Below are 26,090 nucleotides of genomic sequence, written 5' to 3'. Positions count from 1 at the left end.
CCATCATACTCCCACCCCTCCCCCCATATATATAGGAAGAACGGTTCACAAGCTGGAAGGAGAGATGGATGCATGCCCGGTGATGATGAGATTAAAGCGCTGGAGCGGTCGATTGCCGAGATTACGGAGATTGCTTCCGGGTTCGGGCTCGACTTTTATCCGATGCGTTATGAGATATGTCCGGCGGATATTATTTACACCTTCGGTGCGTACGGGATGCCTACCCGGTTCGGGCACTGGAGCTTTGGCAAGACTTTTCATAAAATGAAGGCTCAATACGATTTCGGCCTGAGCAAAATTTATGAGCTGGTCATTAACTCTAACCCCTGTTATGCCTTTCTGCTTGACGGCAACTCCCTGGTGCAGAACAAGCTGATTGTCGCGCATGTTCTGGCGCACTGCGATTTCTTCAAGAACAATATGCGCTTCTCCATGTCCAACCGGGATATGGTCGAGAGCATGGCAGCCACTGCCGACCGGATCAATGATTATTCAGTCACCTACGGCACTGATACGGTGGAGGGCTTCATAGATTCGGTACTGGCGATCCAAGAGCATATCGATCCCAGCCTGATCCAGCCGCGCAAGCTGGGCAAGACCCATCTGCTCGAAGCCAAGATGAAGGAGCGCAAGGACTCCCCTCCCGGCGGGCCTGGACCGGCTAATGCTTACAGTGAGCTGTGGGATCTGGAAAAGAATGATGACGTCCCGCCAGTGCCGGAAACCGCTGGCAAACGCACCTTCCCCCCGGAGCCGGAAAAGGACATCGTCTGGTTCATTCAGCAATACTCCACCGCCCTGGAGGACTGGCAGCGCGACATCATGACGATGCTGCATGACGAGATGCTCTATTTCTGGCCGCAGATGGAGACCAAGATCATGAACGAAGGCTGGGCCTCCTACTGGCATCAGCGGATTATGCGCGAGCTGGACCTTACCGCCGAAGAGACGGTCGAATACGCCAAGCTGAATTCATCGGTGGTGCAGCCCTCCCGCCAGAGCCTGAATCCGTACTACCTGGGGCTGAAGATTTTCGAGGATATCGAGCGCCGCTGGGACCGGGACAAAATGTTCGAGGTGCGCGAACTGGATTCCGACCTCTCCTTCATCCGCAGTTATCTGTCGAAGGAGCTGGTGAATGACCTCGACCTCTATGTTTTCGAGAAAAAAGGCCCGGAATGGAAAATCACCGATAAAGCCTGGGAGAATGTGCGCGACCAGCTGGTGCTGGCCCGGGTCAACGGTGGCTCCCCGTACCTCGTCGTCCAGGATGCCGATTATGAGCGGAACGGCGAACTCTTGATTGCCCACCGCTATGAGAGCATCGAGCTGGATCTGAAATATCTGGAGCGCACGCTCCCGCATATCTACGCCCTCTGGGGCCGGACCGTGCATCTGCAGACTGTTGTCGAAGACAAAAAAGCCCTTTTTACCTATGACGGTAAGAAGGTGCAGCGGAAGTTTATGTAGGTAATATGTATATGCTCGTCTAATAGGCCGCAGGCGGATTGCGAAATGCAATTCAACTGCGGCTTATTTGAAAATATAAGACGGCGAATCCGTTTCTACTTGTAGTATTAGACTTCCAAGTCAAACAGCTTGCCAAGCGGTATCTGAAAATCTCTAAACACATTCGACCGCACGCTATCCTGCTCCGAATATAAGTCCCGTACCTGATATACGCCATCCAGAAGCGTATATACATGAACCGTACGATTGCCGGGATCGACGATCCAATATTCCTGTACGCCATACTTCTGGTACAGATTGAACTTCTCATTAAAGTCCTTGAGTGCCGTTGACGGAGATAACACTTCGATAATCAGATTAGGTGCGCCGTGGCAGCCGTTCTTGGAAATCTGATTCTTCGAACAGACTACAGACAGAGTGGAGTGTAACTGAATTAAAACATGAATGGCTGCGAATACTCAGTGCCCCCGTATCTTTAGATGGCTCCAATTCGTTTATATAATAAAGAGTACTAATTCATATAATAGGAGAGAAGAAAAGATGAAAATTTCGAATGGAGTAGAAATGCTGGAATTGCAGGTTGAAGTATTCGGCAGTCGTCAAGAATTGAATCCTACCCTGATTTGGGACGATGAAGCTGCTGTTTTAATTGATACCGGCACACCCGGTCAATTCGAGCAAATACGTTCAGCCATGAAAGAGTGTGGAGTCTCCATGGATAAGTTGAAAGCAATCATTTTAACTCATCAAGATATTGACCATATCGGCAGTCTTCCTGAAATCCTGCAGGAACTTGATGGAGATATTAAAGTATACGCTCATGAGCTGGATAAACCATATATTGAAGGCCAATTCCCCCTTATGAAAGTGAATCTCGAAAGTATGGCTTGGCAATTAGAATTCCTTCCGGAAGACGAACGTTTGAAAGTAGTAGCCTACTTATTAGAGAACTCTCCTAAGGCCAAAGTTGACAGAACCTTAGCTGACAGACAAGAGCTTCCGTATTGCGGGGGAATTCAAGTTATCTTTACACCTGGGCATACGCCTGGACATATTAGTCTTTATTTGAAACAAAGCAAAACCCTTGTTGTTGGTGATGCAATGTTCAGTGTGGAAGGCATCTTGAGGGGACCCCACCCGCATTCCACACCGGATATGAACACAGCTTTCCGTTCCCTAGAAAAATATTTAGACTTCGACATTACATCGGTTATTTGTTATCACGGAGGATTATGTAAGGGTAACGTTAATGACCAGCTCCAAGAGCTTGTCAGGAAAGCGTAAACGGCTTAAACAAATACTAAAGAAATGTCGAAAAGTATGACAAGCGTGTTGCCCAGAAAATAATAAATCCCCGCTTCCCATCGCCCCCATATCCCCTGCTGCAAAAAATACTTAAATATAAATTATCCCAATTTTGTTTTAATAGTATCTGTATGGGTTAAATATCTCCTGTGATTTATAATGGGTAATTCTGGATGGTCTATAATTACCCTCATACAGAAACCAGACGGGAGAGGACGTAAGTGAAAGTGAAACAAATGGCAATACTGCTGCTCATCATGTGTGTGATTCTGACAGGCTGCATGGGGGGCAGCAAAGAAGGAAGTCCAGCGCCTTCATCCAGCCCGGCCGCCACGGCAACTGCCGAGACGAAGAACACTTCGGGGAACCCTCCGCCGGAGGCTTCACAGACCGTGTACGATCTGAAGCAGAAGTATGATTCAGATGAAGCAGATCAAAGTCCGGGCATCATGCCTATGTATAATGTGGAGCAGGATATGGAATTCATCTTCAGATTCAATACCGATCTTGGCTCAGAAGCCATTGGCAAGACGTTATCCGTACATACCGATATCGAGGCGCTGCCGGAGAGCAAGGTCGCAACCCTTGAGGATTCACAGCTTGTTGACGGCAAAAGCGTATACTCCATCAAGCCGCTCGGCTTCGGCGTCCTTCCCTCCGATTCCCTGCGCGCTACCGGAGCCAGCTCCTGGGGAAACGCGCCTGTCTACTACATCCGGCTTAACTATGACCTGGATGCCAAGTCGCCTACTCTGCTGAAGCAGCCGGTGATCATTCCGTTCACGGTGAAATCGGATCTGCCCACGCCGACGCTGCAAGCCGACATCAGTCCTGACGGAAGATTGACTCTGGTGTGGAATGAAGTTCCGGGCGCGGAGAGCTACAATATTTACAGCGCCTCCCATATTACAATGGAGAATATCAATGAGCCGCTCAGCGGCGCCGAGCAGGGCTATGCGGATCAGCGTCCGCTGCTGATTGCAACCGTGAAGGGCACTTCGTATAACGATTTCATGAAGGACGGACGCGGTGCGCTCGGTGTAGTAGATGAGATGATTACGAGCGTACAGAATAACAATGTCCAGGGGGAATATTACGTCACTGCCGTTCAGGGGGACAAAGAATCCCGGTTCAGCCGTTCGGCAGATACCGTAGCGTTATCCAAACGTCTGCCGCGCACTGTGGCTCCTGAGGATAACATCAACCTGAAATTGTACAAGAATGCCAAAGAGCTGCCCAAGACCGTTCCGGTCCAGTTCATTGACGGCTCCAAAGCCTCAGTAACAGTGATGTACGACACCGGAGCTGTAACTCTTAAGGCTTCCGGCCCAACCGATGTCCCGTACACGCTTCAAGGTACTGCGCTCAAGGGATATGTTCAGGTTACGCAATTGACGGAAGCGGATATTACTAGTCTTGCAGCCGCCCAGAGCAACAAGGCGAATCCCGGGTATGTGGAGCCGCAGAATGACACGGATTATGTGCCTGCACCGGATGTACCGACCATCATTGACGACAACGATAACGGAAACACAAGTGAACCTGGAGATAATGTCATCGACCAGCAAAAAGAAAATACCAAGAGCAAGGTAGAGGAAGGCAACAAACAGGCGGTACCGGGCACCACGATCCGGGCAGACCTGATTCATGCCGACTCTGCGCTGGAGGAATATCTCGCATTGACCCTGATGAACGGCGACACCGAAATCTCGCTGCAAGCCTTCCCGGAGGCGCAGAATGCCCGTACCCTGGTGGATGTAATTGAGAAGGTGGTCTACCAGAACCCGCTCATTCTCGGCTTCCGCGGCTATGGCTACGATTATGAGAAGCTGACGCTGAATGTGAAGTACGATGATTCTGCCGAGATCATCCGCTCCAAGCAGAAGGAGATCCTTGCCGAGGCAGATAAAGTAATCGCTGCTGTGATCAAGGAAGGCATGAGCGCGGATGAGAAACAGATGGCGATCTACGATTATCTGAATGATAACACCGCCTATGACGATGCTGCACTGGAGAATGCAATGGAGCAGGAGTTCAAGACAGTAGATGCGAAGTATAACGATTCTTTCAATACCTATGGCATTCTGGTTAAAAAAGTCGGCGTATGCATGAGCTATGCCCATACCTTCCAGCTGCTCTCTGATCTCGTCCAGGTCCCTTCGATGGTCGTCACAGGAACCATGAGCGGCGTGAATCACGCCTGGAACAAGGTGAAGATCGGCGACGAATGGGTCAACGTTGACCCGACCAATAACGCCACCAATACCGGACTTCCTTATCTGCTCTATAACTCCAATGACGCTACAGCCTCCGATGTAGAGTATGTGATGGACAAGGGCTACTGGCTGGACCATGAGCTGCCTCTGTTCAAGTCCACCAGCAATGCCTACGATTATTACGTGACGCAAGGACTGGAAGTAGATTCCCTGGAAGCCTACAAGACCAAGCTGGCCGAACAGCTGAAGAAAGGCGAGACGCTGGTAGTCCTACGCGTTCTGGGCAATACCGACAGCTCGGAGCTCATGCAGAAAACCGCCGAGGTCATCAAGCAATACGATGCCACCAAGCTGGATAGTGCAGGCATGGTTGAGCTGGGAAGCTACGTTGCGGTTCAATTGGACGCTGCAGCCGGGCAATAATAAACGGACAAAAGGCAAGCCCCGCAGCAGGGGCTTGCCTTTTCTTACATTCTAAATTGCCGGCGACCCTCTGTCTATTCCTCTTCATACGGATAATAGACATCACTCAGATTACCTGCCTGGTAGTAAGGGTACTCCAGTCTTTTTTGCACCAGACGTGCAGTGTCTGTATCCACTAAGCACTCAATCAGGTACAGACCAAGATCGATCGAGGACGTTACTCCGCCTCCGGTGAAGGTGTCGCCGTCCCGGACGGCCCGGGCCTTAATGACTTCCCCGCAGTAAGGGGCAAGCAGATCGTAGGCCGATGAGTTCGTGGTCGCTTTTTTCCCCTCTAAGAATCCTGCCGCACCTAACAACAATGCACCTGTGCAGACCGAGACCTTATAGCGTGCGCCTTCTGCCGTCCGTATCCAGCTTATGAACTCCTCATCGTAGCGGAGCGTCCGGGTCACATGGCCGCCCGGGAGGAAGACCAGATCGAATGTCCCCAGATCAGGCAATACCTCATTGGCTTTCATCGTCAGCCCCCGGTCATCCGTCACCTCCGCCTTGCTCGCGCAGAAGGTCCAGGATACGTTCTCCTTCGCCTTCAGGATCGCTACCCAGCTCACTGCTTCATAGAACCCGACAAAATCCATACTGGTCATGCCGTCAAACAGAACAAACGCCATTCTCATTACTGTCACCTATCCTCTCCTAATGAAAGATTAAGCACTCAGTTCCAAATATACTGCATCTTTTTATACCCGACATCCCATATTTTCAATTCGCCCTTAATCGTGATCTTCAGCTCTTGCCCCGGCTCAACTGGCATCTCGTATACTACAGGGTACTGTTCAGGATTAGTACGCTGAAAATCTCCAGTATAATTCAAGAATTCCTGGCCATCCCGGGTAATACTGATCTCACCGGAATAATCTGTGGGTTCGGGGTTTCCGAAAGTGAAGCAGAAAGTCGTCTGACCCTCAGACTTGTACGTGAATGTTCTGGAATCTCCGCCTTCAGCGCCATACAGGTTATAGCGGAGCGGTATCTTCTGTCCGTTGATTTGAATGCTGTCCGGTTTGTCTGCGGATGAATTGCCCGAGGTGTCCGTCCATTCCGTGATCGCCGTGAACGGCCCCTCTACTTTAGTTATTATTTTGTTTACCGCTGCGCCTAGTCCCCATAAAGCTATAAAAAGGACCAACCCCGCTATAGCCGTTGCCGCCAGATTGCGCCCGAGGCTCCGGTAACGGAAGCCAAGCTTGTACGCCCCGAAACCAAGGGCTGCACCAACCGAATTCTGAAGAGCATCATTGATATCGAAGCTGCCCAGGAAGGTAAGAGCCTGGATCGTTTCCAGGACAAGAATCGCGATGAAGAATAAGGTGATGAACCGGACGAAGCTGACCCGGTACAGCCATGGAATCAATATACCGAAAGGAACAAACGCAAGTGTGTTCCCGAAGCCCACCAAATCCATCAGGGTGGGAGGAAAAAGATCAGACGGAGACGGCATCAAAATGAAGTTTTCAGGCATGAAAATAAAGGTGTAAACGGTATGATCCGAAGCCTCTCCTCTTCCGAAAGCAAAGAACATAAAATAAAGCACAAGCAGCGTGTACAATACGGTTACTGTTAGTAGAATCTTGCGTTGTTTGACCATGGTTAGCTCCTTCATACTATTTTTCCACATATTACTATAACCTATTTAACGGTTTCATGAAACCCGCGCTCACGCACCGGAACATAAATCTCCATCACCGAATCCACCCGGGCGTGACAGCGCTCGTCGTAGAACTCAAAGTTCAGCTTGTCCTCGTCGTGCACATAGCCGCTTCCCGGGAACCAGTCCTCGAAGATATATCTCCAGGTACTCTTGACCACCTCGGCAAAAGTCTCCGCTCCCGCCTCATCGGTAGCGTCTACCGGTGGTGTCGTAAATACCGCATACTGCGCCGCAGGCACAACAGCCGTAAGCATGTCAGGAGTGGCCTTACTGAAGTCCTCCACTATAACCCCCAGCAGATACACAGCATTACCGCCAGCGTCTGACGGTATACATAAGCCGACCTCCCCGTGCTTCGGCGGATTCAGCTTTGCGTACATCTGATCCTCCAGATTATCGCCCTCATAGTTATACCAGAAAGAAGCGACATCCTGCGTAGCATTCCCCGCCTCCACATTCGTCTCAATCCCGTAACCCGCTACGTTAAAAGCAGGCCGCTCCACCCTCACTGGCTCTGCCATATACGCCTTAATCTCATACTCCAACCTGTCCCGGAGATACCCGCTCATCCGCGCCGCATACTGGGAGGGACTGTAGCCGTAGGTCTTGCGGAAGGCTTTGGCGAAGCCCCCGGGAGTCTCGAACCCATACTCCAGCGCAATCTCCGTAATTCTCCGCCCGTTGAATAATTCAACAGCAGCCCGCGACAATCTCCGGGTGCGCACATATTCCATGACCGGCATGTCCTGAGACTGGCTGAACATCCGGCAAAAATGATACAGCGAATATCCCGCATACGCCGCAATCTGCTCCGCTGTCAGCGGGTCCATGAGATGCTCCTCAATATAATCAATACTCCGCCCGATCTCTCTGCTGTAATTCAGTGACTCCACCGGCCTTTCAGTATACATAGGTGCATACATTATAGCAGATGGCGGCCTCCGGGACTGATCCAGTCTTGCTATATAATCAGCGCTGCGTATCCGTCAAGCCTTTCATGATGAATTCCACTATATAATCCAGAAGCTGCGGAAAATGGCTTGCCCCGATCTCTTCCTTGTGAATGTCGATATACGGAATAGAGTTGAACAAAGCGAGAATCATCCCGTCCTCCAGATCTGTTCTGATTTTCCCCTTGGACTTCCAGTGCCGGATTAGCTCCAGCATGCCGCTATTCATCATCTCATGAATACCCTCTATCCCGCCATGGGCATAGAATTCCTTCTCCAGCTTGCTGAATAGTGCTTTATTGTACCATTCCTTCAGGATAGGGTGCTCATTCATCCCGCTGTAATTAAGCTCCATCATCTGCTTAAGCACCTTGGCTGGCTCATCATCCACATCGACCTTAGCCATCATGCTCCGCTTCAGCTCCTCATTCTCCCGCAGGTAGATCTCTATGAACAGCTTCTCTTTGGAGGCGTAATAATTATAGAACGTGCCTACGGCATATCCGCACATCTTGGTGATGTCTGACACATTCGTGTCCTTGAAACCCTTGGAGCTGAACAGCTCTGTACCGCATCTGAAAATCTCTGCCTTCTTATCTTCCATCAATAAGCCCTCCACGCTTGAGTGAATATTTTTAAATTCATTCACACAATGTAGCACAGCCATGCAGCCATTACAATGTACTTTTATATTCATCTGACACGAATCACTTCCCATTTCGGTGAATAGGCTATTGTAATGACTTCAAGAATGGAGGGTTCCCGCATGAATTACAGGAACGAAGATTCGAACAGCTCAGCTCATCCGTCAGGCTATCGGCATCTGCCGCAGCCCTACCCTTATTCGCATTACCACTACCTGGTACGTTCGGAGTCCACTGAGGAGACCGCTCCGAGGATTGCTAAGAATTCCGCAACTGCCGGGAATACGCAGACTGTCAGGGCCTCCGAACCTCCGGCCGCTCCACATAAGCTCGAGAATGACCATGCGGAGGACAACATGGACGGCTGGCAGCAGATTCAGAATGCCAGCAAGCCGCAGACGGTCCTCGAAAGCGGACATCCGGCTGCCGCGAACAAGCCGGTGGACGGCCATCCCGGGGCAAGTCAGGCCGGCGGAAAGGGAATTCATGTCGATGTAGGAGGCGAGTTAGGGGGTAAACACGGCATCGGCATGAATGCCGGAGGAAACCTGGCGTACAGCGGCGCAAGCATGCAGGCAGACGGCCATATCGGCAGCAGCTCCTACGGGATCGAAGCGCAAGGCGATACCCATGTGGGCAACGGGCAAGGCCTCGGAGTGAACGCCGAAGCCCAGGCCTTCGGCAAATACGGGGTGGCTGCACAAGGCAAGGCCCAGCTCGGCGGCGGGCAAGGCGCAGATGTCAAGTTAGGCGCACAGGCCGGGGGCGATCACGGGCTGAATGCAGATGCGGGTGCTCATCTGGGGCTTAGTCAAGGTGCAGGCTTTGACTCTCATGTTCAGCTCGGCGGCAACAAGGGCATCGGGGCTGAGGCCAAAGCCCAGTTCGGCGGCGGCGAAGGCGCAGGCATCGGCGTGGGCGGACAGCTCGGCAAATATAACGGCCAATTAAGCTTCAAGATTGGCGGCAAGCATCAGGAGCCTAAGGAATCTCAGGAGGATTAGGAGAATTAGTTATCCAGTCCGCACGGATTCGCCGATCAGGCGCTTCGCTAGACTAAAGGGAATATCCCTAAGCCATCACCATGGCCTGGGATATTCCCTTTTGGCTGAGCGTACAAGTCTTAATTAGCTCCGGGACAGACAAGAGGACTGCCTGATGGCAGTCCCCGGTCCCCAGTATCCGTGAAGCCGCCTCCGTCAGCGGTTCAGAAGGCTTCCGACATATTTCAGCAGCTCATTGGCACAGATCGGGCAGTAGTTGTGCTCGTCGATCAGGCGGCGGCTGACCTCGTTGATCCGTTTGAGCTGGCTTTCATCCGGTGTCTTGGAGGAAGTGGTGATTTTGACGATATCCTTGAGGTCCGTGAACAGCTTCTTCTCGATGGCTTCCCGCAGCCGGTCGTGATTGTTGTACTCGAACTTCTTGCCCTTGCGGGAGTAGGACGAAATACGGATCAGGATCTCCTCCCGGAAGGCCTTCTTCGCATTCTCCGAGATGCCGATCTGCTCTTCAATGGAGCGCATCAGCCGCTCATCCGGCTCCATCTCCTCATCGGTAAGCGGGTCGCGGATTTTGGACCAGTTGCAGAAGGCTTCGATATTGTCGAGATAATTCTCGAACAGCGTTTTGGCGGATTCTTCAAAAGAGTAAACGAACGCCTTCTGCACTTCGCTTTTGGCAAGAATATCGTATTCCTTGCGGGCAATGGAAATAAAGTTCAGATAACGCTCGCGCTCCTCCTTCGTAATCGAAGGATGCTGATCCAGACCGTCCTTGATTGCCCGCAGCACATCCAGCGCGTTCATGCACTGCAGATCGCCTTTGATCAGGGCGCTGGAGATGCGGTTAATGACATAACGCGGGTCGATGCCGGACATGCCTTCATCTAAGTATTCGGTCTGCATCTCCTTCAGATCCGCTTCCTTGTAGCCCTCGACCTCTTCGCCGTCGTACATGCGCAGCTTCTTGATCAGATCCATCCCCTGCTTCTTGCTCTCCTTGAGCCGGGTCAGGATGGAGAAGATCGCCGCCGCGCGCAGCGCGTGAGGGGCAATATGCACATGCTTCATATCGCTCTGGCCGATCAGCTTGGCGTAGATTTTCTCCTCTTCAGAGACGCGCAGATTATAGGGAACCGGCATGACGATCATGCGGGACTGGAGTGCTTCGTTCTTTTTATTGGAGATGAAGGATTTATATTCGGTCTCATTCGTGTGGGCAATAATCATCTCATCCGCCGAAATTAACGCAAACCGCCCGGCCTTGAAATTGCCTTCCTGAGTCAGCGACAGCAGATTCCACAGGAACTTCTCGTCACATTTCAGCATCTCCTGGAATTCCATGATCCCGCGGTTGGCCTTGTTCAGCTCCCCGTCGAAGCGGTAGGCCCGCGGATCGGATTCCGAGCCGAATTCGGTAATGGTGGAGAAGTCGATACTGCCGGTCAGATCCGCGATATCCTGCGACTTCGGATCGGAAGGGCTGAATGTACCAATCCCTACCCGCTCCTCTTCCGACAACAGCACCCGGGTAACCGCCACACGTTCAATATCCCCGTGGTAGTCATTCTTCAGCCGCATCTGGCAGGACGGGCAGAGATTACCTTCAATCCGTACATCCAGCTCGCGTTCGATCTCAGGCCGCAGCTCCAGCGGAATCAGATGCAGCGGGTCCTCATGCATCGGGCAGCCCTCAATGGCATACACCGCACCCGCATCCGTGCGCGAATATTGCTCCAGGCCGCGCTTCAGCAGCGTGACCAAGGTGGACTTTCCTCCACTGACCGGTCCCATCAGCAGCAGAATCCGTTTGCGCACATCCAGCCTTCGGGCTGCGGAATGGAAGTATTCCTCCACCAGCTTTTCCACCGCACGATCCAGTCCAAAGATCTCCTGTTCAAAAAACTTATACCGTTTACGTCCGTTAATGTCCTCGACGCCGTGTGACTTGATCATGTCATATACGCGGGAATGAGCCGTTTTGGCGGGAGAGGGGTCTACTCTAAGCAGTTCTATATAGTCCTTGAAAGTGCCGCTCCACGCCAAACGGTCGTTCTCAGCCCGATGCGTTGCTATACGCTCAAAAATATCCATGGCTCGCTGCCTCCTCTTGCGCTCCTACTTGCTCCACCAAGCTTAGAAAGTGTATTACATACCTATGCGGCGAGCCCGGAATAGTTGACCTCTTTTTTGCTGTGCTATAATAGAGAATCATAAATTCTCTATTATAATTACGCTGCAATTCAGGGCAGGAGTGAATACGAATGGCAATCAAGCAGGAGACGGAGCTGTATGCTCCTTTGAAGAGTTTTTTTGAACGGCAAGGCTATGACATCAAGGGTGAGGTGCGGACCTGTGATCTGGTGGGCATCCGGGAGGACGAGGCGCAGCCACTCATTGTGGAGATGAAAAAATCGTTCAATCTCGCCCTGCTGCTGCAGGGGATTGAACGGCTGCGGCTCAGCCCTAACGTCTACCTCGCGGTAGAACGCGTCAGGGAGAAGAAGGGCGCGGTCAACCAGCGCTGGGGCGAGCTCACCGGGCTGTGCCGCCGGCTCGGCCTCGGGCTGATCACCGTCGTCTTCTACAAGACGAAGGCCCCGCTCGTCGAGGTGCTCGCGGAGCCGGGCGACGCGCCGCCGCAGGCCCGCAGCGCGGTGCGCCGCCGCGAGCGCTTGCTCTATGAGTTCCGCGAGCGCAGCGGGGACTACAACACCGGCGGCAGCACGCGCGTCAAGCTCGTGACTGCCTACCGCGAGAAGGCGCTGCGCGTGGCCGCCTCGCTGCAGGCCCTGGAGGCCGAAGCCGCCGGGGAGCCGGCGGCCGCGGGTACGGCAGCAGCGGCGGCGGGTGATGCCGCTGCGGGTGCGGGCCCGGCGGCTGCGCACAGCCGGGCGGAGGGCGCGCGCGGCGTCGGCGTCACGCCCGCCGCGTTGCGGAAGCGCAGCGGCGTGCCCGGCGCCGCTGCGATCCTGCAGAAGAACTACTATGCGTGGTTCTTCCGGGTGCAGCGCGGCCGCTACACGCTCACGGCCGCCGGACAAGCCGCGCTGATCGAGTATGCCCGGATCGCGGAGGTCAGCGCAGGCAAGCTGTAGGCCCGCGCCCGGCAGGTAGCGGATCTCAGCGGATTCTGGCCGCAGCTTCATCAGCTGAACCCGGCCCGCCCGCGCTTGTCCATCCGTTCGCAGCCCCAACAGCCGGACCCAGGCCGCCGTGTCTGCCCATCTGTCCGATCACTGCTCCATCTGCCGGACCTGGGCCGCGCGCCGACTCATCCGCTCACTGCTCCATCTGCCGGACCTGGGCCGCGCGCCTACGCATCCGCTCACTACTCCACCTGCCGGACCTGGGCCGCGCGCCTACGCATCCGCTCACTACTCCACCTGCCGGACCTGGGCCGCGCGCCTACCCATCCGCTCACTACTTCCATCTGCTGGCCCCGGGCCGCGCGCCGACCCATCCGCTCACTACTCCACCAGCTGGACCCAGTAAGCCGCGCCTGCCTTACATAGGCATTCACGCAATCATGAGGCGTTCACGCTCGACTGCCCAACCAATAGTTGGAAAATCAACACTTAAATAGTTGAGTTTTTCCCAGCGCAAAAGATTAGTTGGATAAACAACACTTATTTTCCACCATTTTGTCTCAAGTAGCACATTTCAGCTGAATAAATGTACTTTTTCCAACTAAAGTCCCAAATTCGAGGAATCCAGTCAAATTAGATGCTCTTTTTCCACTTATCTCCACAGAATAAAGTTACTGGATAAGTGCCAATACATGTATTCGGTTTTTACACACATTTGGTCCGCTTACCTTCGCCCCTTCGCCCCAGCACATTGTACACAGTTTTCCACACCCATCCGGCCTACTTCCCTTCCCTTCCGGCAATTATACAAGCCAAAAAGGAGTTGTCCGCACGCTGCGAGCGACAACTCCTTTGTACCTTCTCTATCCACTTACCTGATCTATACTCTAGAATATCCTACTGGTTTATACCATGCTCTTCGCTCATTCACTCCAAGCCCCCAGCTCTTCGCTCATTCACTCCAAGCCCCAGCCCTTCGCTTATTCGCTCCTAGCTCGCCCTAAGCAAGCACCGTATACAGCAGCTCCTTCTCCTTAACCGAGGTGGCGCCAGCAGACTGGATGGACTGGTACTGCTGGATGTTCGTAATAATAACCGGCGTAATCGTGCTATAGCCAGCCTTCTCGATCTCGGCCAGATCGAATTCCATCAGGAGATCGCCGACAGCCACCCGGGTTCCGGCGGTTACCTTGGGCGAGAAATGCAGGCCTTTCAGCTTCACCGTGTCGATGCCGATATGGATCAGCATTTCCGCTCCGCTGTCGCTGACCAGACCAATGGCATGTCCGCTCTTCGAGAGCGAGAACACCGTTCCCTGGACCGGCGAGACTACGCGGCCTTCGGACGGCTGAATGGCATACCCTTTCCCCATAATCTCCTCCGAGAAGGCCGGGTCGCTCACTTCGCTGAGCGGCTTCACCGCTCCGGCAATCGGACTGAATACCTCTTGATTCACCATCGTAGACTCAGCAGCAGCGCCGATTACAGTAGTAATAGCGGCAGATGCGTTTACAGACTCGGCAGGAGTCACCGCAGGCGCAGCAGCAGCTTCCGGCTCATCCTCAAAGCCGATAATGTAAGTGACAATCGCAGCAACTACCGCACCGATAGCGAAGCCGATGACCGAATAGACAAAGGTCGCACCGAGAACCATCGGAATGCCGGAGAGTCCGGCGAGTCCGCCGATGACATACGCTTTTACCTTGAACAAGCTTAGGAACGCACCACCGGCGGCTCCGCCGATCAGGGCAGCGATGAACGGTTTCTTAAGCCGCATATTCACACCGTACATAGCCGGTTCTGTAATCCCCATGAAAGCCGTAATACTTGTGGACAGGGAGAGGGACTTCAGCTTGCTGTTCTTCGTTCTCAGTGAGACACCCAGCGCACTGCCCGCCTGGGCAAAGTTCGCTACCATCATAATCGGAATCATATAGTCATAGCCAAGCTGTGCAATGGATGCGATCATGATTGGAATCAGAGCATAGTGCATCCCGGTAATGATCAGCAGCGACATGGTTCCGCCCAGCAGCAGGCCTGCGAACAATCCCGTATTCTCGAACAGCCAGCTGATCCCTCCAGTCAGGCCATCCCCGATAATTACTCCCAGCGGGCCTACGGCAATCAGGGTAAGCGGCACAATGACCAGCAGCGTAACCGTCGGAACGATAATCAGCTTAAGGGAAGCATGGGTTACTTTATCAACGGCTTTTTCCACATAGGAGGCCAGCCATACTGCAATCACAATCGGAATGACGGACGAAGCATAGGTTGCAGCTACCACCGGCAGTGAAGCGAAGGTAACGGGCTCCCCGGACCCCAGCAGCGTGGTGACGGTCGGATGCAGAATGGCCGCCCCTATCGCAGCAGCGATGTACATATTGCTTCCCAGCTTACGGGCAGCGCTGATGGCCAGAACAATCGGCAGGAAGTAAAAGGCACCGTCTCCGATCGCCGAGAGAATGATATACGTGGAGTTCTCTGTCCCCATCCAGCCCACCGCCACCAGCAGGGCGACAATCCCTTTGATCATCCCCGCACCGGTAATGGCCGGCAGGATCGGTGTGAAGATTCCCGAGATGAAGTCAAACAGCTTGCTGAGCGGATTCTGCTTCGTTTTCTCCACCTTGTCACCGGAAGCCTTCATCTCAGGAGAAACGGACATATTGCCAATCAGCTCATTGTAGACCACCGGCACATCATTGCCGATAATAACCTGGAATTGCCCGCCGTTAATCATCACGCCCATTACCCCGTCCGTCTTCTGCAGCGCCGCTTTGTCCGCACGGTTGTTGTCATTCAGGTTGAAGCGCAGACGGGTCATACAGTGGGTTACCTGATCGATATTGTCTTCTCCGCCAACAAGCTTCAATATTTCTTTGGACAGCTCTTTTGTATTCATAAGATGTTGCTCCTTAGATGTAGTATGTTTTCCGCACAAGCAGAAACGGCTTCGCCGTCCTTTTAAAGGACGGTACCGTTTCAGCGAGAAATAGAAGGATAATTCATAGCGTGAAACATATAAATTTTTATATTTAAAAAAACCTAAACGCCGATCAGCGGGGAAAGGCAGTCTTCTGCCTCCAGCACTGTCCGGGTTTAGGTTTTGCCTCTGTTCCGAGTAGCAATCCTGCACCACATTATTCTGTTATATCCTCATTACGGATAATCCGTTCAATATGAATGGTCAGATACAATATTTCTTCCTTGGACAAGACCCGTTTGTATATCTTGCGGGAATAGTCCGCTATCTTCACCGCAACCGCATGGGCAGCCGGGTACTGCTTCATGACCAGATCATGCAGCGCATGATCCTGGTCCCGCTCCTCCATCGGAGTGCCCTGAACCACCCGCTGCGCAAAGAACTTCAGATGGGTCAGGAAGCGGTAATACCCGAGTGATTCTTCATCCAGCTCAATCAGGAAGCTCCGCCGGACAATATTCAAGATGTCCTTCACGATATTCGTGATACTTACCGTCTCCCGCATCTCACCGTTCATCTGCGCATTAACCAGATGCATCGCGATGAATGCGCACTCGTCCTCCGGCAGCAAAGCCCCAAGCCGTTCCTCGATAATTTGCAGCGCCTTGAGTCCAATGGAGAACTCCTTACGGTACATCCGCTTGATTTCCCACAGCAGTGCATTCTTGATTTGAAGCCCCTGACGGTGGCGGTCGATGGCGAAATGGATATGGTCCGTCAGTGAGATATAGATGCTGTCATGCAGCTTCTCCCCGAGCACCGTCTCGGCATAACGGATCACTTCATCGGTGCATTCCACATATTCCAGCGGGATCTCCGAGAGAAGCGACATCAGCTTCTGTGAACCTTCTTTATTCTCCAGGGCGAATACCTTCTCGACCTGAGCATCCTCAACATCATCCCCGGCCTGCTTCTTGAAGGCGATACCGCGGCCCATTACGACCCGTTCCTTCCCGCTGGCATCGAGTACGGTGACCACATTGTTGTTGAGCACCTTAGCAATTTTCATTCCATCACCTTACACCGTCAGAGTAATAAAATCCCCCGCAGGCGCGGGGATACAACATTATTGTGTTAAAAAAGGCAAAACCAAAACGGCATCAAAAGAGTGCCCGTTTCTGGTTTTGCCTGAATGAACAGTAACAATCCAGTTATTCTACCTGTAGCAGCATCTTAGCATATCATTGTTAATATGACAACACTTTTATGAAAACGGTTTATTAAGGCCTGTGCTTCTTAAGCTTGCCCCATTTCACCTACAATATTTCACCGTTCGACGAAATCACCTGCTTGTACCACTCAAACGAATCCTTCTTGCTGCGGTTCAGCGTGCCGCTTCCCGTGTCGTCCAGGTCTACGTAGATGAAGCCGTAGCGCTTGGACATTTCCGAGGTCGACATGCTCACCAGGTCAATCGGGCCCCAGGCCGTATAGCCCATCAGCTCCACGCCGTCCTTAACCGCTTCCTTCATCTCCTTGATGTGTTCCCGCAAATAATCAATCCGGTAATTGTCATGGATCGATCCGTCTTCCTCCACCTTGTCATAGGCGCCCAGCCCGTTCTCTACGATGAACAACGGCTTCTGGTAACGGTCGTACAGGTTATTCAGGGTAATACGCAGACCCACAGGATCAATCTGCCAGCCCCAGTCGGAGGCCTTCAGATACGGGTTCTTGATACCGCCCAGCAGATTTCCTTCAGTCGCCTCACCCTCCGGACCTGCGGACACCGTAAGCGTCATATAATAGCTGAACGAGATGAAATCTACTGTATTCGCCGCAAGAAGCTCATCATCCCCCGGCTCACGGACAATCTCAATCTGGTTCTCGGCAAAATAACGGTTCATATAACGCGGGTACTTGCCGCGCGCATGTACATCCGTGAAGAACAGATTCAGCTGGTCCTCCTGCTGTCTCTTACGTACATCCGCCGGATTACAGGTATGCGCGTAGCTCTCCATACGGGCCAGCATACAGCCAATCTGCGAGCCTGGAATAATCTCATGTCCGAGTCTGGTAACCAGGGCGCTTGCTACGAACTGATGGTGCAGCCCCTGAAAGACCGCTTGCAGCTTGTTCTCCACGCGGTCTGTAAGAATACCGCCTCCGGTATACGGGCTGAACAGCATGACATTGATCTCGTTGAAGGTCAGCCAGTACTTCACTTTTTTCCGGTAACGTGTAAATACAGTCTCCGCATACTTCACATAGAAGCCGACCACTTCACGGCTGGCCCAGCCGTTATACTTCTGTGTAAGACCGAGCGGAGTCTCATAGTGCGAGAGAGTAACCAGCGGCTCAATGCCGTATTTCAACAGTTCATCGAATACATCGTCGTAGAATTGCAGACCCTGCTCGTTAGGCTCGGCATCATCGCCGTTCGGGAAGATCCGTGCCCAGTTAATCGACAGCCGGAACACCTTGAAGCCCATTTCGGCGAATAGAGCAATGTCCTCCTTGTAGCGGTGATAGAAGTCAACGCCTTCGCGTTTCGGGAACCAGTCATCCGTCTCTCCGGCGAGAATCCGGGCGATACGCTCCGAAGAGATCTCCATGGAATGATCCCCTGTGCGCTTATCCTTGGGCACGAAGGCGATCATATCTGCGGTTGACAGCCCTTTGCCCCCCTGATCAAAAGCGCCCTCCAGCTGATTGGCAGCGGTTGCCCCGCCCCATAAGAAATGCTCAGGAAATCCGTTAAGTACTATAGCCATAGTCCTTACCCCTTTTCATTATGATCTTTCTGCATGGCCTATATAACAGAAAAACCTAAACCTATGGCAAGATCATCGAGCCCGGCGAACGGGTTCAAATCAGTCACCATCAGTTTAGGTTTTGCCTGGCACGGCCAGTAACAATCCAGTAAACGATGTGTTTATGGAAGATTTAATTGACTCCAGCCTAACATAGCATCCAGCAAAATTCAAATGAAAATCCGCTCAATTTCTGTGAAGCTCATATTTGCGCCCGTTCCTTCTCCCCTAGCTGCGCGCCGTGAACTCGGTCACCGCTTCACTCATCAGGTTCATTCCCAGCAGCAGCTCATCACGGCCGGGATGGCTGAAGTTGAGCCGGATGCGGTCCGAGCCTCCGCTTACACTGCAGAGCGGACCAGGCAGGAAGGCTACCCCCTTGGACAGCGAAGCCCGCAGCAGAGCCATCGCGTCCAGGCCTTCAGGCAGCGATACCCAGAGGAACATGCCGCCGGCCGGCATGTCATACACGCTGTGCTTCCAGGCCGGACGCTTCAGCAGCTCCGCCATCAGCTTCAGGCGGGTATTGTATTCGCGGTTCAGCAGCGCGATATGCTCCCGCAGATCAAAGGCCGACACACTGAGCAGATGATGCAGCAGGCGCTGGTTCAGCGAGCTGGACTGCCAGTCCGCCATCTGCTTGGCGGCAGCCATCATGCCGATCAGCTCGCGGCTTCCCGCCGCCCAGCCCGTCCGCAGCGCCGGCGCGACCGTCTTGCTGAAGGAGCCGATGTACAGCACATGCCCGCCCTCGCTGACATTCTCCAGCGCATATAGAGTAGGATATTTCTTGGAGGGGTGGCCCTCACTCCGCTGGAAGTGCAGATCGCCATAGGAATCATCCTCTACGATCAGCACATTATGTGAGATACACAGCTCCAGAATCTCTTGCCGCCGGGCAAGGCTCCAGAGCACTCCGCTGGGGTTGGTGAAGCTTGGCGCAGCGAACAGCATTTTGGGCCTATAACTGCGGATCGTTCGCCGCAGATGATCCGGCAGCAGACCGTCCCCATCCCCCTGGACCGGAATAATGACGGCTCCCTGCATCCGCAGCGCCTGCAGAATACCGGGAGAAGTCGGATTCTCAACCAGCACATGATCCCCGGGATCGATGTACACCCTGGACAGCAGATCGATGGCCTGCTGGCTGCCCGTTGTCAGCAGCACTCCGCCTTCGGTTACCGCCACCCCTTTGCTGCGGAGCCAATCTCCGGTCAGCCATTCGCGGAGCGGGCCATACCCTTCAGGCTCCCCGTACTGCAGCGCACTTGCATCTGTGGAGATAACGGTAGATGCCGCCTCAGACAGCAGTGACAGCGGAAATAATTCTTCTGCCGGGAGCTCCTCTGCCAGCGAGATCAGCGTACCCCGGCGTGTCTCCTTACGGATACTCAGCAGCGGTGAAGATAACAATGTATGTGCGCGCGAAGAAAACTCATACTTCATACGCTTCCCCCCTTTATCTGGTTTAAGAATATTCCAGTCCTGACGCCATTATGTCGTAATACAGGGATTATGCGTAGATTTGCTTGTTCTGTCTTGAGAAAAGCGCGAACTTCTCAATCGCCTGCGCTCTTGTCGATACTTCCAGCTTCACATAAATCTTGCGCAGGTAGTTATCGATCGAACGGCGGCTGACTTCAATTTCAAGTGCGATTTTGTCGTATGTAATTCCTTGCACAATGCGTTCCATGATGAACATCTCCGTCTGTGTCAGCTGCAAGACACCTTCCAGCCCTCTGGAGGAGGCTACCGGACGGAAGCCCTTTTCGATCCATTCCAGCGGAATGGAGAGGAACCCTTCGCGGATGCCGCGGATCATCTGCAGAAGCTGATCCGGAGTAGCTCCCTTCGACAATACCCCGCTCGCTCCCAGTTCAATCAGGGGCAGGAATATCTCCTTATCGTTCTCCTCCGTCATGATAATAATGTGGGAGCACGGTGAGCTTTTTTTCATGTCCGGCAGCACCTGCTCTACGGTTCCGTCATGCATCTGATAATCACTCAGCACCAGATCAGGCCTTAATTCCTCCATGCCCGCGAGACATTCTTCCCAGGTAGCGAACATGCCGTCTACCGTCAGTCCCTCCTCATCTTCCAGAATTAATTTTGTTCCCAGCATACTTGTGGGATGACATCCCACGATGACCACCTGCCAGACCTTCGTCATTAATGCCCAGACCTCCTGCTATCTATATAATTTTCCAGAATGGAAAGCGCTGTAAGCGTTTCCTGTCAACACGCAAGCAAGGATCTATGCTGTCATAAGTCTATTCTTCCTACTTTTACCTTGAATACGTCCATCAGATATTCCAATCTATAGAAATTGTATCGCAGTAGTTTAACAGGATGCAATTACTTTTTGTCGTTTCTGCGCGGCTCTTTCACTTTTGCGAAAAACCTGAAAGTCTGATAAAATGAGAACTTGAAAAAATATGGCTTGAGGTGATGAAATGCAACCGCTAGCGGAATCGACCCGGGTACACTCTCGCCGGAGTGCAGAGAGAAGCGGCTCGTCCGTCAAATGGTTTCTACTGTTCTGGATTCTGATGATCACAGCCGGCGTATATGCCGTGTACAGCTACACCAATCATCTGAAGGATCAGGTGCTGAGCGAGCTTGGATCTCAAAGCCAGCAGCAGCTTACCGTTTTGAAGACCGACTACGAGTCGAAGATCGCCGTCCTGTCAGAACAAGTGAAGGAGCTTCAGAGCACCGTGCAGACATTCAACGAGCTGCTGACCTTCACCAAGGATAATGCCAGTAACAAGACGGACAACAGCAACAAGCTGTACACGCAATTAAGCGAGGTCAAGAAACAGCTTGATACGCTCAAGAAAGAGATGGATCTGCTGAAATGATGACTCCTGTCAAAAGAGTGAACCGGTTCTTCATGCTCCTGACCGCTCCATTGTTCGGACTGCTGCTCTGTCTGTGGCTGTACCAGCCTCCGCTTGAGCTTAAGCTGAATACCGCCCCCTTCGCAGCTGACCCCGGACCCGTGAATGAAACCGCACAATTGAAGCAGGACCTGGCTGTGGCCAAGAGCTATGCCGCTTACACCATAGACTCTATCGGCACCAGCGCACAGCTCTACAAGCAGACCACGAACGCTATGAACGCACTGGTCAGCACAGCAACGGCCCAGACCTCCCGTCCTGAGCGGATCTACAACCGCCGGATTAGTTCCCGGCTCGGCATTCCTGCCGATGTGATCAGCAGCGACCGGATTACCATTGAATTATACCGGCTGAACCCCGGCAACTATACAGCATATGCAATGAAGATTAAGCTGAAGGATACCTCAGCCATGAAGATGAGCCTGGCCGGTGACGGCACGGGCGCTTCCGAGACCACACTGCAGGCCGTGAACCGCTACGGTGCCTCGGCCGGTATTAATGCCGGCGGCTTCGCTGATCAGAACGGCAAGCGTTATCCGCTCTCGACCACCATCGTCGGCGGAGAATATCTGTACGGCTTCGAGCCCAGCTACAAGGATCTCAGCTTCGTCGGCCTGAACAAATCCGGCCAGTTGATCGGCGGCAAATTCACCAGTCGTGACCAGCTTGATCAGCTGGAGCCGGTATTCGGAGCAACCTTCGTCCCTGTGCTGCTGAAGAATCAGAGCAAGACAGCCATTCCGCTGAAATGGCAGCTGGCCCCGAAGCGGGCACCGCGGACTATCATCGGTAACTACAAGGATAATCAGCTGCTGATTCTGGTCGCTGACGGATATAACGAGAACGGTGACTCGGGAGCCACACTGGCTGAGCTGCAGGATAAGCTGTACAATCTCGGCGTCATCGATGCTTATAACCTGGACGGCGGCGGCTCATCGTCCATGATTTTCCGCGGCAAGGTCATTAACAAGCCTTCCGACGGCAATTTGCGCCGCGTCCCAACCAACTTCTTGTTCTTCAAGTAATTCCGAGTATAACCGTCAATGCTAAATATCACATTTTCATTTATTTTTACAGATTAAAAGGGTATACTCAGGGTAACGAAGATCGTCAATAATGGAGGTGCCTGCATGTCGTTCTCCCTGACTTTTTGGATCGTGACCCTGGTATTTGTACTGTTTCTGGCTGGTATTCTTACTTCTTCCTACAACGACGACAAGACTAAGGGGCTGTGACCCGCCCTCCGCGAACAATCTGATGGACGTATACCACAAAAAGGAGCACCGCACTGATGTGTGCGGCGCTCTTTTTGTGTTCTTCACTATTCACTGAAGCCGAGTCCGACCAGCATCCATGTTATAAGACGCGCTTACGCGTTTTACCCTATGTAGATAATTGATGCGCTCTACGCTTACGCGTGTTTTGGCAGTTGGGTCATCTCGGTAAGACAGCTTGAACAAATGTAACGGTCTTTATATTCGCTTACGCCTTCCATAGATCCGCAGAAGACACACTTCGGACGGTAACGCTCCAGAATAATGTGGTCGCCCTGAACAAGAATTTCTACAGGATCACCTTCATTCATTTGATACCTTTTACGCAGAGACTTAGGCAGAACAATTCTACCCAGCTGATCTACTTTACGTACAACGCCAGCAGGTTTCATATCTAACTTACACTCTCCTGTTCAACTTATGATTAGTAGTGCCATTTCTGACATCCAAGTTCACGTACCCTATTACTTTCTTCGGCACTAATCAACTATTTCGTTACTAAAATGTCGAATCCTGCTGAAAAAAATAAAAAATGATGTCAACTTTTAGAAAAGTTGTGGGAAATCAAGCTGCCGGAGCGCTTCATAGACCACAATCGCTGCCGAATTAGACAAATTAAGCGATCTGACCGCCTCGCTCATCGGCATCCGCATCGCCGTTTCCTGACCAGCCTCCAGGATCTCTGCCGGCAACCCCTTGGTTTCTTTCCCGAACACGAAGAAGTCTCCATCCCGGAAGGCGAAATCGCTATAGCGCTTCTTGGCCTTGGTGGTCGCATAGAAGAACCGCCCTTCCTGATACTTCTCCAATACTTCACTGAAGGAATTATGATATTCAATATTCACTGCATGCCAATAATCGAGTCCGGCACGCTTCAGTGTAGCATCGTCTGTGCGGAAGCCCAGCGGGTGCACGAGATGGAGATGGGTTCCTGTGGCCGCACAAGTACGGGCGATATTGCCGGTATTCGCCGGTATTTCCGGTTCCACCAGCACAATGTGTAATGCCATAATACGAATGCTTCCTCTCTGTAGGGTCTTAAGGAGTGCGGCGGAGTAAGTATCCGCCGTGTCCTCCATGGCCCTGTGATGTATTCTTGATGCTGCTTGCAGGTACAGGCCGGACACAGGCCGGGCTCTATGATCCTGGCTGCGGGCAAGAAGAAACCTTCCGCTGCAAGGCGGAAGGTCAGGAACGTTCTTTCATTACCCTTGAGTTTGCCGGAAATGCTTCATGAAATCAGCCAGCGCCTTAACGCTCTCATGTGGGACTGCGTTGTAGATCGAAGCCCGTAAGCCGCCTACGCTGCGGTGTCCCTTGAGGCCGACAAAGCCTTCCGCTTCGGAAGCTTTGATGAACTGCTTCTCCAGCTCCTCCGATTGCATCCGGAACGTTACATTCATGATGGAACGGCTGCCTTCTTCCGCAACTCCGCGGTAGAAGCCGTCGCTGCCGTCGATATAATCATATAGGAGACCTGCTTTGTCACGGTTCTTGGCTTCAGTGCCGGCAAGCCCGCCCTGTTCCTCAATCCATTTTAACACTTCGTTAACCATATATACAGAGAAGGATGGCGGCGTATTGTAGAGAGAGTTGTTCTTGTAATGAGTATCATACCGCAGAATCGTCGGAATATTCGCCGGAGAACTTGCGATCAGCTCTTCCTTGGCAATCACTACGGTAACGCCCGACGGTCCGAGATTCTTCTGTGCACCGGCATAGATCAGACCGAATTGGTTCACATCGAAGTCGCGGCTCAGAATATCACTGGACATATCGGCAACCAGCGGAATGTTACCGGCATCAGGATACTGTGCATACTGCGTGCCTTCAATCGTCTCATTCGAGGTGATATGCAGGTAAGCGGCATTGTCCGCAGCCTTGATGCTGCTAAGCTCAGGAATAGCCAGGAATTTCTTGTCTGCGGAGGATGCGGCTACATGACCGCCGCCTGTCAGCTTGGCTTCCTTCAGGGCTTTGTCCGCCCAGCTTCCTGTCATGACATAGCTGCCGACCTGGCCTTCAGCGATAAGGTTCATCGGAACCATGGCGAACTGTGTGCTTGCTCCGCCCTGGATGAACAATACCTTGTAGCCCTGCGGATTGCCGAGGAGCGAAAGCAGGCGTTCCTGAGCTTCATTATGCACGGATTCGTATATCGCCCCGCGGTGCGACATCTCCATAATGGACATTCCGCTCTCCCGGAATTCAACGAACTCCGCCTGTGCACGTTCCAATACTGCCAGCGGCAATGCGGCCGGACCGGCATTAAAATTGTATGCTCTCTTGCTCAAAATAACTCCCACCCTTTCTCTCCTATGAATATGGATATCGCTATGATAGCAGATAACGATAAACACCAGCAAGTATAATTATTCACATATGAGGTAAGCTAGGCCGCAATCAGGAGGCTGAAAACAGGTAGCTGCGGCTCCAACCCTTGCTGTGACGCGGTAAAATAGTGATGTCTGCAAAAACCTCGGGTGAAATTACATGCTTGTCTCCCCACAGCGCAATCCGCTCAGCAGCGAAATCTCCGCTCTCTCTGATGCAGGCCCCAGTAGGCTTATGGATCAGCTCCCAGTAATAGTCCGCCTCCGCCTGTTCCCAGCCTTTGAGTCTGCAATAGAATTGGCGGTCCGGTTCCCCGGCCCATGTCAGGCTATTCCCGTCTACACTGAGCAAGTTCTCCGTATACGCCGATTCCGGGGCCACGATCTGCGGCGTTCCCGGCAGCCTAAGCTCATAATCCGACCCTACGAGCGCCCCATCAATGCCGACAAAATTATGAATATACTCTTCAATCCGCAGCGCTTCGGTCCCTGTATTCTCTACCCTATAGGAAATATCCAGCCGGTTATCTTCAAGCTTCAATGTCTTGACCAACCGCATGCTGTAGCCCCGGCATTCCAGCGGCTGCACAGTGTATGTAACCGAGTTTCCGCTCCACTCTTCTGTGATCGGGAATCGCTTAAGCGGATACTCCCCGACGAATGAATAAGGCTCATCACTTTGCTTCTGCAGCAGCCCGATGCCGGGCTTGGGGAACCATTCCCCAGGAGCAGCATCTTCATAGCCAATTGCCCGGGAAATGCCAAACTCATTGCAGAGGCCTATCCCTCCAGTACCCTGCCCAAGCACCAGACTTTCCGGAACACAAAAGGTATGCCCGCCCTCGTCCAGCTTCACGCCTGTAATAAATCCTGTCCAGTCAAAACGGGTGCCTCCATAGGCTCCCACATCAGCAATCTCTACGGTCAGTACTCCATTGGATAGTATACGTGTCATTGATCTCTTTCCTTTCTGTCCTGGTTGGACGCAGCACATCCTATCATAGCATTTCCAGGCCCATTCTATACGGGATATTT

22 protein-coding genes are annotated in these 26,090 nt (G+C 52.6%); 7 read left to right on the top strand and 15 right to left on the bottom strand.

Annotation, left to right across the window (positions count from 1 at the left end):
* Positions 1-72 precede the first annotated feature (72 nt).
* Positions 73-1,470, top strand: a complete 1,398-nt coding sequence (locus MKY86_RS07705) for a SpoVR family protein (protein ID WP_340826684.1) — start codon at positions 73-75, stop codon at positions 1,468-1,470.
* A 107-nt stretch (positions 1,471-1,577) separates the two neighbouring features.
* On the opposite strand, the gene MKY86_RS07700 is transcribed toward MKY86_RS07705, so the two are convergent.
* Positions 1,578-1,886 (bottom strand): Uma2 family endonuclease, encoded by a 309-nt coding sequence (locus tag MKY86_RS07700; protein ID WP_340827781.1) that lies wholly within the window; start codon positions 1,884-1,886, stop codon positions 1,578-1,580.
* 124 nt (positions 1,887-2,010) lie between these two features.
* Between MKY86_RS07700 and MKY86_RS07695 the strand changes: the two genes are divergently transcribed.
* Together MKY86_RS07695 and MKY86_RS07690 are read left to right on the top strand one after the other, a co-directional pair.
* The gene (locus MKY86_RS07695) at positions 2,011-2,754 is read left to right on the top strand and encodes an MBL fold metallo-hydrolase (RefSeq protein ID WP_076079878.1); all 744 of its coding nucleotides are present in this window, start codon (positions 2,011-2,013) and stop codon (positions 2,752-2,754) included.
* 242 nt (positions 2,755-2,996) lie between these two features.
* Positions 2,997-5,414 (top strand): transglutaminase domain-containing protein, encoded by a 2,418-nt coding sequence (locus tag MKY86_RS07690; RefSeq protein WP_076079877.1) that lies wholly within the window; start codon positions 2,997-2,999, stop codon positions 5,412-5,414.
* Positions 5,415-5,488: 74 nt separating this feature from the next.
* Here the strand turns inward: MKY86_RS07690 and MKY86_RS07685 are convergent, their stop codons facing one another.
* The 4 genes from MKY86_RS07685 to MKY86_RS07670 are packed head-to-tail and all read right to left on the bottom strand — an operon-like array spanning position 5,489 to position 8,682.
* Positions 5,489-6,094, bottom strand: a complete 606-nt coding sequence (locus MKY86_RS07685) for a DJ-1/PfpI family protein (RefSeq protein ID WP_076079876.1) — start codon at positions 6,092-6,094, stop codon at positions 5,489-5,491.
* 38 nt (positions 6,095-6,132) lie between these two features.
* Positions 6,133-7,065: a VanZ family protein gene (locus tag MKY86_RS07680; RefSeq protein ID WP_076079891.1), complete on the bottom strand. Its 933-nt coding sequence runs from the start codon at positions 7,063-7,065 to the stop codon at positions 6,133-6,135.
* 41 nt (positions 7,066-7,106) lie between these two features.
* On the bottom strand, positions 7,107-8,039 hold the full coding sequence (locus MKY86_RS07675) for an AraC family transcriptional regulator (protein WP_340826683.1): 933 nt from the start codon (positions 8,037-8,039) through the stop codon (positions 7,107-7,109).
* A gap of 58 nt (positions 8,040-8,097) precedes the next feature.
* Positions 8,098-8,682, bottom strand: a complete 585-nt coding sequence (locus MKY86_RS07670) for a TetR/AcrR family transcriptional regulator (protein WP_076079875.1) — start codon at positions 8,680-8,682, stop codon at positions 8,098-8,100.
* A gap of 162 nt (positions 8,683-8,844) precedes the next feature.
* On the opposite strand from MKY86_RS07670, the gene MKY86_RS07665 reads away from it, so the two are divergent.
* Positions 8,845-9,726: a hypothetical protein gene (locus MKY86_RS07665; RefSeq protein WP_076079874.1), complete on the top strand. Its 882-nt coding sequence runs from the start codon at positions 8,845-8,847 to the stop codon at positions 9,724-9,726.
* 195 nt (positions 9,727-9,921) lie between these two features.
* Here MKY86_RS07665 and MKY86_RS07660 read toward each other — a convergent pair whose 3' ends face one another.
* Positions 9,922-11,817, bottom strand: a complete 1,896-nt coding sequence (locus MKY86_RS07660) for a PrkA family serine protein kinase (protein ID WP_036721316.1) — start codon at positions 11,815-11,817, stop codon at positions 9,922-9,924.
* Positions 11,818-11,987: 170 nt separating this feature from the next.
* Here MKY86_RS07660 and MKY86_RS07655 point away from each other — a divergent pair, with 170 nt between their 5' ends.
* Positions 11,988-12,821: a DUF2161 family putative PD-(D/E)XK-type phosphodiesterase gene (locus MKY86_RS07655; RefSeq protein ID WP_076079783.1), complete on the top strand. Its 834-nt coding sequence runs from the start codon at positions 11,988-11,990 to the stop codon at positions 12,819-12,821.
* Positions 12,822-13,812: 991 nt separating this feature from the next.
* On the opposite strand, the gene MKY86_RS07650 is transcribed toward MKY86_RS07655, so the two are convergent.
* From MKY86_RS07650 to MKY86_RS07630, 5 genes are all read right to left on the bottom strand, one after another.
* The gene (locus tag MKY86_RS07650) at positions 13,813-15,714 is read right to left on the bottom strand and encodes a beta-glucoside-specific PTS transporter subunit IIABC (protein ID WP_076079782.1); all 1,902 of its coding nucleotides are present in this window, start codon (positions 15,712-15,714) and stop codon (positions 13,813-13,815) included.
* A gap of 238 nt (positions 15,715-15,952) precedes the next feature.
* Positions 15,953-16,804, bottom strand: coding sequence for a BglG family transcription antiterminator LicT (licT, locus tag MKY86_RS07645; RefSeq protein WP_076079781.1), 852 nt, complete (start codon positions 16,802-16,804; stop codon positions 15,953-15,955).
* A gap of 247 nt (positions 16,805-17,051) precedes the next feature.
* Positions 17,052-18,509, bottom strand: a complete 1,458-nt coding sequence (locus tag MKY86_RS07640; RefSeq protein WP_076079780.1) for a glycoside hydrolase family 1 protein — start codon at positions 18,507-18,509, stop codon at positions 17,052-17,054.
* A 267-nt stretch (positions 18,510-18,776) separates the two neighbouring features.
* The gene (locus MKY86_RS07635) at positions 18,777-19,994 is read right to left on the bottom strand and encodes an aminotransferase-like domain-containing protein (RefSeq protein ID WP_076079779.1); all 1,218 of its coding nucleotides are present in this window, start codon (positions 19,992-19,994) and stop codon (positions 18,777-18,779) included.
* Positions 19,995-20,061: 67 nt separating this feature from the next.
* Positions 20,062-20,718, bottom strand: a complete 657-nt coding sequence (locus MKY86_RS07630; RefSeq protein WP_036722353.1) for a response regulator transcription factor — start codon at positions 20,716-20,718, stop codon at positions 20,062-20,064.
* 283 nt (positions 20,719-21,001) lie between these two features.
* Between MKY86_RS07630 and MKY86_RS07625 the strand changes: the two genes are divergently transcribed.
* Positions 21,002-21,409, top strand: a complete 408-nt coding sequence (locus MKY86_RS07625) for a hypothetical protein (protein WP_036722356.1) — start codon at positions 21,002-21,004, stop codon at positions 21,407-21,409.
* Positions 21,406-22,473 (top strand): phosphodiester glycosidase family protein, encoded by a 1,068-nt coding sequence (locus MKY86_RS07620; protein ID WP_076079778.1) that lies wholly within the window; start codon positions 21,406-21,408, stop codon positions 22,471-22,473. Before MKY86_RS07625 ends, MKY86_RS07620 begins: the two co-directional genes overlap by 4 nt.
* A 386-nt stretch (positions 22,474-22,859) precedes the next feature.
* Here MKY86_RS07620 and MKY86_RS07615 read toward each other — a convergent pair whose 3' ends face one another.
* From MKY86_RS07615 to MKY86_RS07600, 4 genes are all read right to left on the bottom strand, one after another.
* On the bottom strand, positions 22,860-23,114 hold the full coding sequence (locus tag MKY86_RS07615; RefSeq protein ID WP_036697751.1) for an AbrB/MazE/SpoVT family DNA-binding domain-containing protein: 255 nt from the start codon (positions 23,112-23,114) through the stop codon (positions 22,860-22,862).
* A 153-nt stretch (positions 23,115-23,267) separates the two neighbouring features.
* A complete protein-coding gene (trmL, locus tag MKY86_RS07610) occupies positions 23,268-23,732 on the bottom strand; it encodes a tRNA (uridine(34)/cytosine(34)/5-carboxymethylaminomethyluridine(34)-2'-O)-methyltransferase TrmL (protein ID WP_036697752.1) in 465 nt (154 codons plus the stop codon).
* Positions 23,733-23,927: 195 nt separating this feature from the next.
* Positions 23,928-25,019, bottom strand: a complete 1,092-nt coding sequence (serC, locus tag MKY86_RS07605; protein ID WP_036722639.1) for a 3-phosphoserine/phosphohydroxythreonine transaminase — start codon at positions 25,017-25,019, stop codon at positions 23,928-23,930.
* A gap of 106 nt (positions 25,020-25,125) precedes the next feature.
* Complete coding sequence (locus tag MKY86_RS07600; RefSeq protein WP_076079777.1) at positions 25,126-26,010, bottom strand: hypothetical protein; 885 nt, start codon at positions 26,008-26,010, stop codon at positions 25,126-25,128.
* Positions 26,011-26,090: the final 80 nt, after the last annotated feature.

Source organism: Paenibacillus sp. FSL R7-0333 (assembly GCF_038000365.1).
Taxonomy (GTDB): domain Bacteria; phylum Bacillota; class Bacilli; order Paenibacillales; family Paenibacillaceae; genus Paenibacillus_AQ; species Paenibacillus_AQ silagei.
Note: the sequence above shows the minus strand (reverse complement) of the source record. Positions and strands in the feature narration are given on the sequence as shown.

What these genes read in the sequence shown, in the direction of transcription:
- MKY86_RS07625 (WP_036722356.1), top strand. Translation starts at nt 21,002, where the DNA reads ATGCAACCGCTAGCGGAATCGACCCGGGTACACTCTCGCCGGAGTGCA.
- MKY86_RS07680 (WP_076079891.1), bottom strand. Translation starts at nt 7,065, where the DNA reads ATGGTCAAACAACGCAAGATTCTACTAACAGTAACCGTATTGTACACG.
- MKY86_RS07665 (WP_076079874.1), top strand. Translation starts at nt 8,845, where the DNA reads ATGAATTACAGGAACGAAGATTCGAACAGCTCAGCTCATCCGTCAGGC.
- MKY86_RS07670 (WP_076079875.1), bottom strand. Translation starts at nt 8,682, where the DNA reads ATGGAAGATAAGAAGGCAGAGATTTTCAGATGCGGTACAGAGCTGTTC.
- MKY86_RS07615 (WP_036697751.1), bottom strand. Translation starts at nt 23,114, where the DNA reads ATGAAACCTGCTGGCGTTGTACGTAAAGTAGATCAGCTGGGTAGAATT.
- trmL (WP_036697752.1), bottom strand. Translation starts at nt 23,732, where the DNA reads ATGGCATTACACATTGTGCTGGTGGAACCGGAAATACCGGCGAATACC.
- MKY86_RS07620 (WP_076079778.1), top strand. Translation starts at nt 21,406, where the DNA reads ATGATGACTCCTGTCAAAAGAGTGAACCGGTTCTTCATGCTCCTGACC.
- MKY86_RS07695 (WP_076079878.1), top strand. Translation starts at nt 2,011, where the DNA reads ATGAAAATTTCGAATGGAGTAGAAATGCTGGAATTGCAGGTTGAAGTA.
- MKY86_RS07660 (WP_036721316.1), bottom strand. Translation starts at nt 11,817, where the DNA reads ATGGATATTTTTGAGCGTATAGCAACGCATCGGGCTGAGAACGACCGT.
- MKY86_RS07635 (WP_076079779.1), bottom strand. Translation starts at nt 19,994, where the DNA reads ATGAAGTATGAGTTTTCTTCGCGCGCACATACATTGTTATCTTCACCG.
- MKY86_RS07675 (WP_340826683.1), bottom strand. Translation starts at nt 8,039, where the DNA reads ATGTATACTGAAAGGCCGGTGGAGTCACTGAATTACAGCAGAGAGATC.
- MKY86_RS07600 (WP_076079777.1), bottom strand. Translation starts at nt 26,010, where the DNA reads ATGACACGTATACTATCCAATGGAGTACTGACCGTAGAGATTGCTGAT.
- licT (WP_076079781.1), bottom strand. Translation starts at nt 16,804, where the DNA reads ATGAAAATTGCTAAGGTGCTCAACAACAATGTGGTCACCGTACTCGAT.
- MKY86_RS07640 (WP_076079780.1), bottom strand. Translation starts at nt 18,509, where the DNA reads ATGGCTATAGTACTTAACGGATTTCCTGAGCATTTCTTATGGGGCGGG.
- MKY86_RS07630 (WP_036722353.1), bottom strand. Translation starts at nt 20,718, where the DNA reads ATGACGAAGGTCTGGCAGGTGGTCATCGTGGGATGTCATCCCACAAGT.
- MKY86_RS07685 (WP_076079876.1), bottom strand. Translation starts at nt 6,094, where the DNA reads ATGAGAATGGCGTTTGTTCTGTTTGACGGCATGACCAGTATGGATTTT.
- MKY86_RS07650 (WP_076079782.1), bottom strand. Translation starts at nt 15,714, where the DNA reads ATGAATACAAAAGAGCTGTCCAAAGAAATATTGAAGCTTGTTGGCGGA.
- MKY86_RS07705 (WP_340826684.1), top strand. Translation starts at nt 73, where the DNA reads ATGCCCGGTGATGATGAGATTAAAGCGCTGGAGCGGTCGATTGCCGAG.
- MKY86_RS07655 (WP_076079783.1), top strand. Translation starts at nt 11,988, where the DNA reads ATGGCAATCAAGCAGGAGACGGAGCTGTATGCTCCTTTGAAGAGTTTT.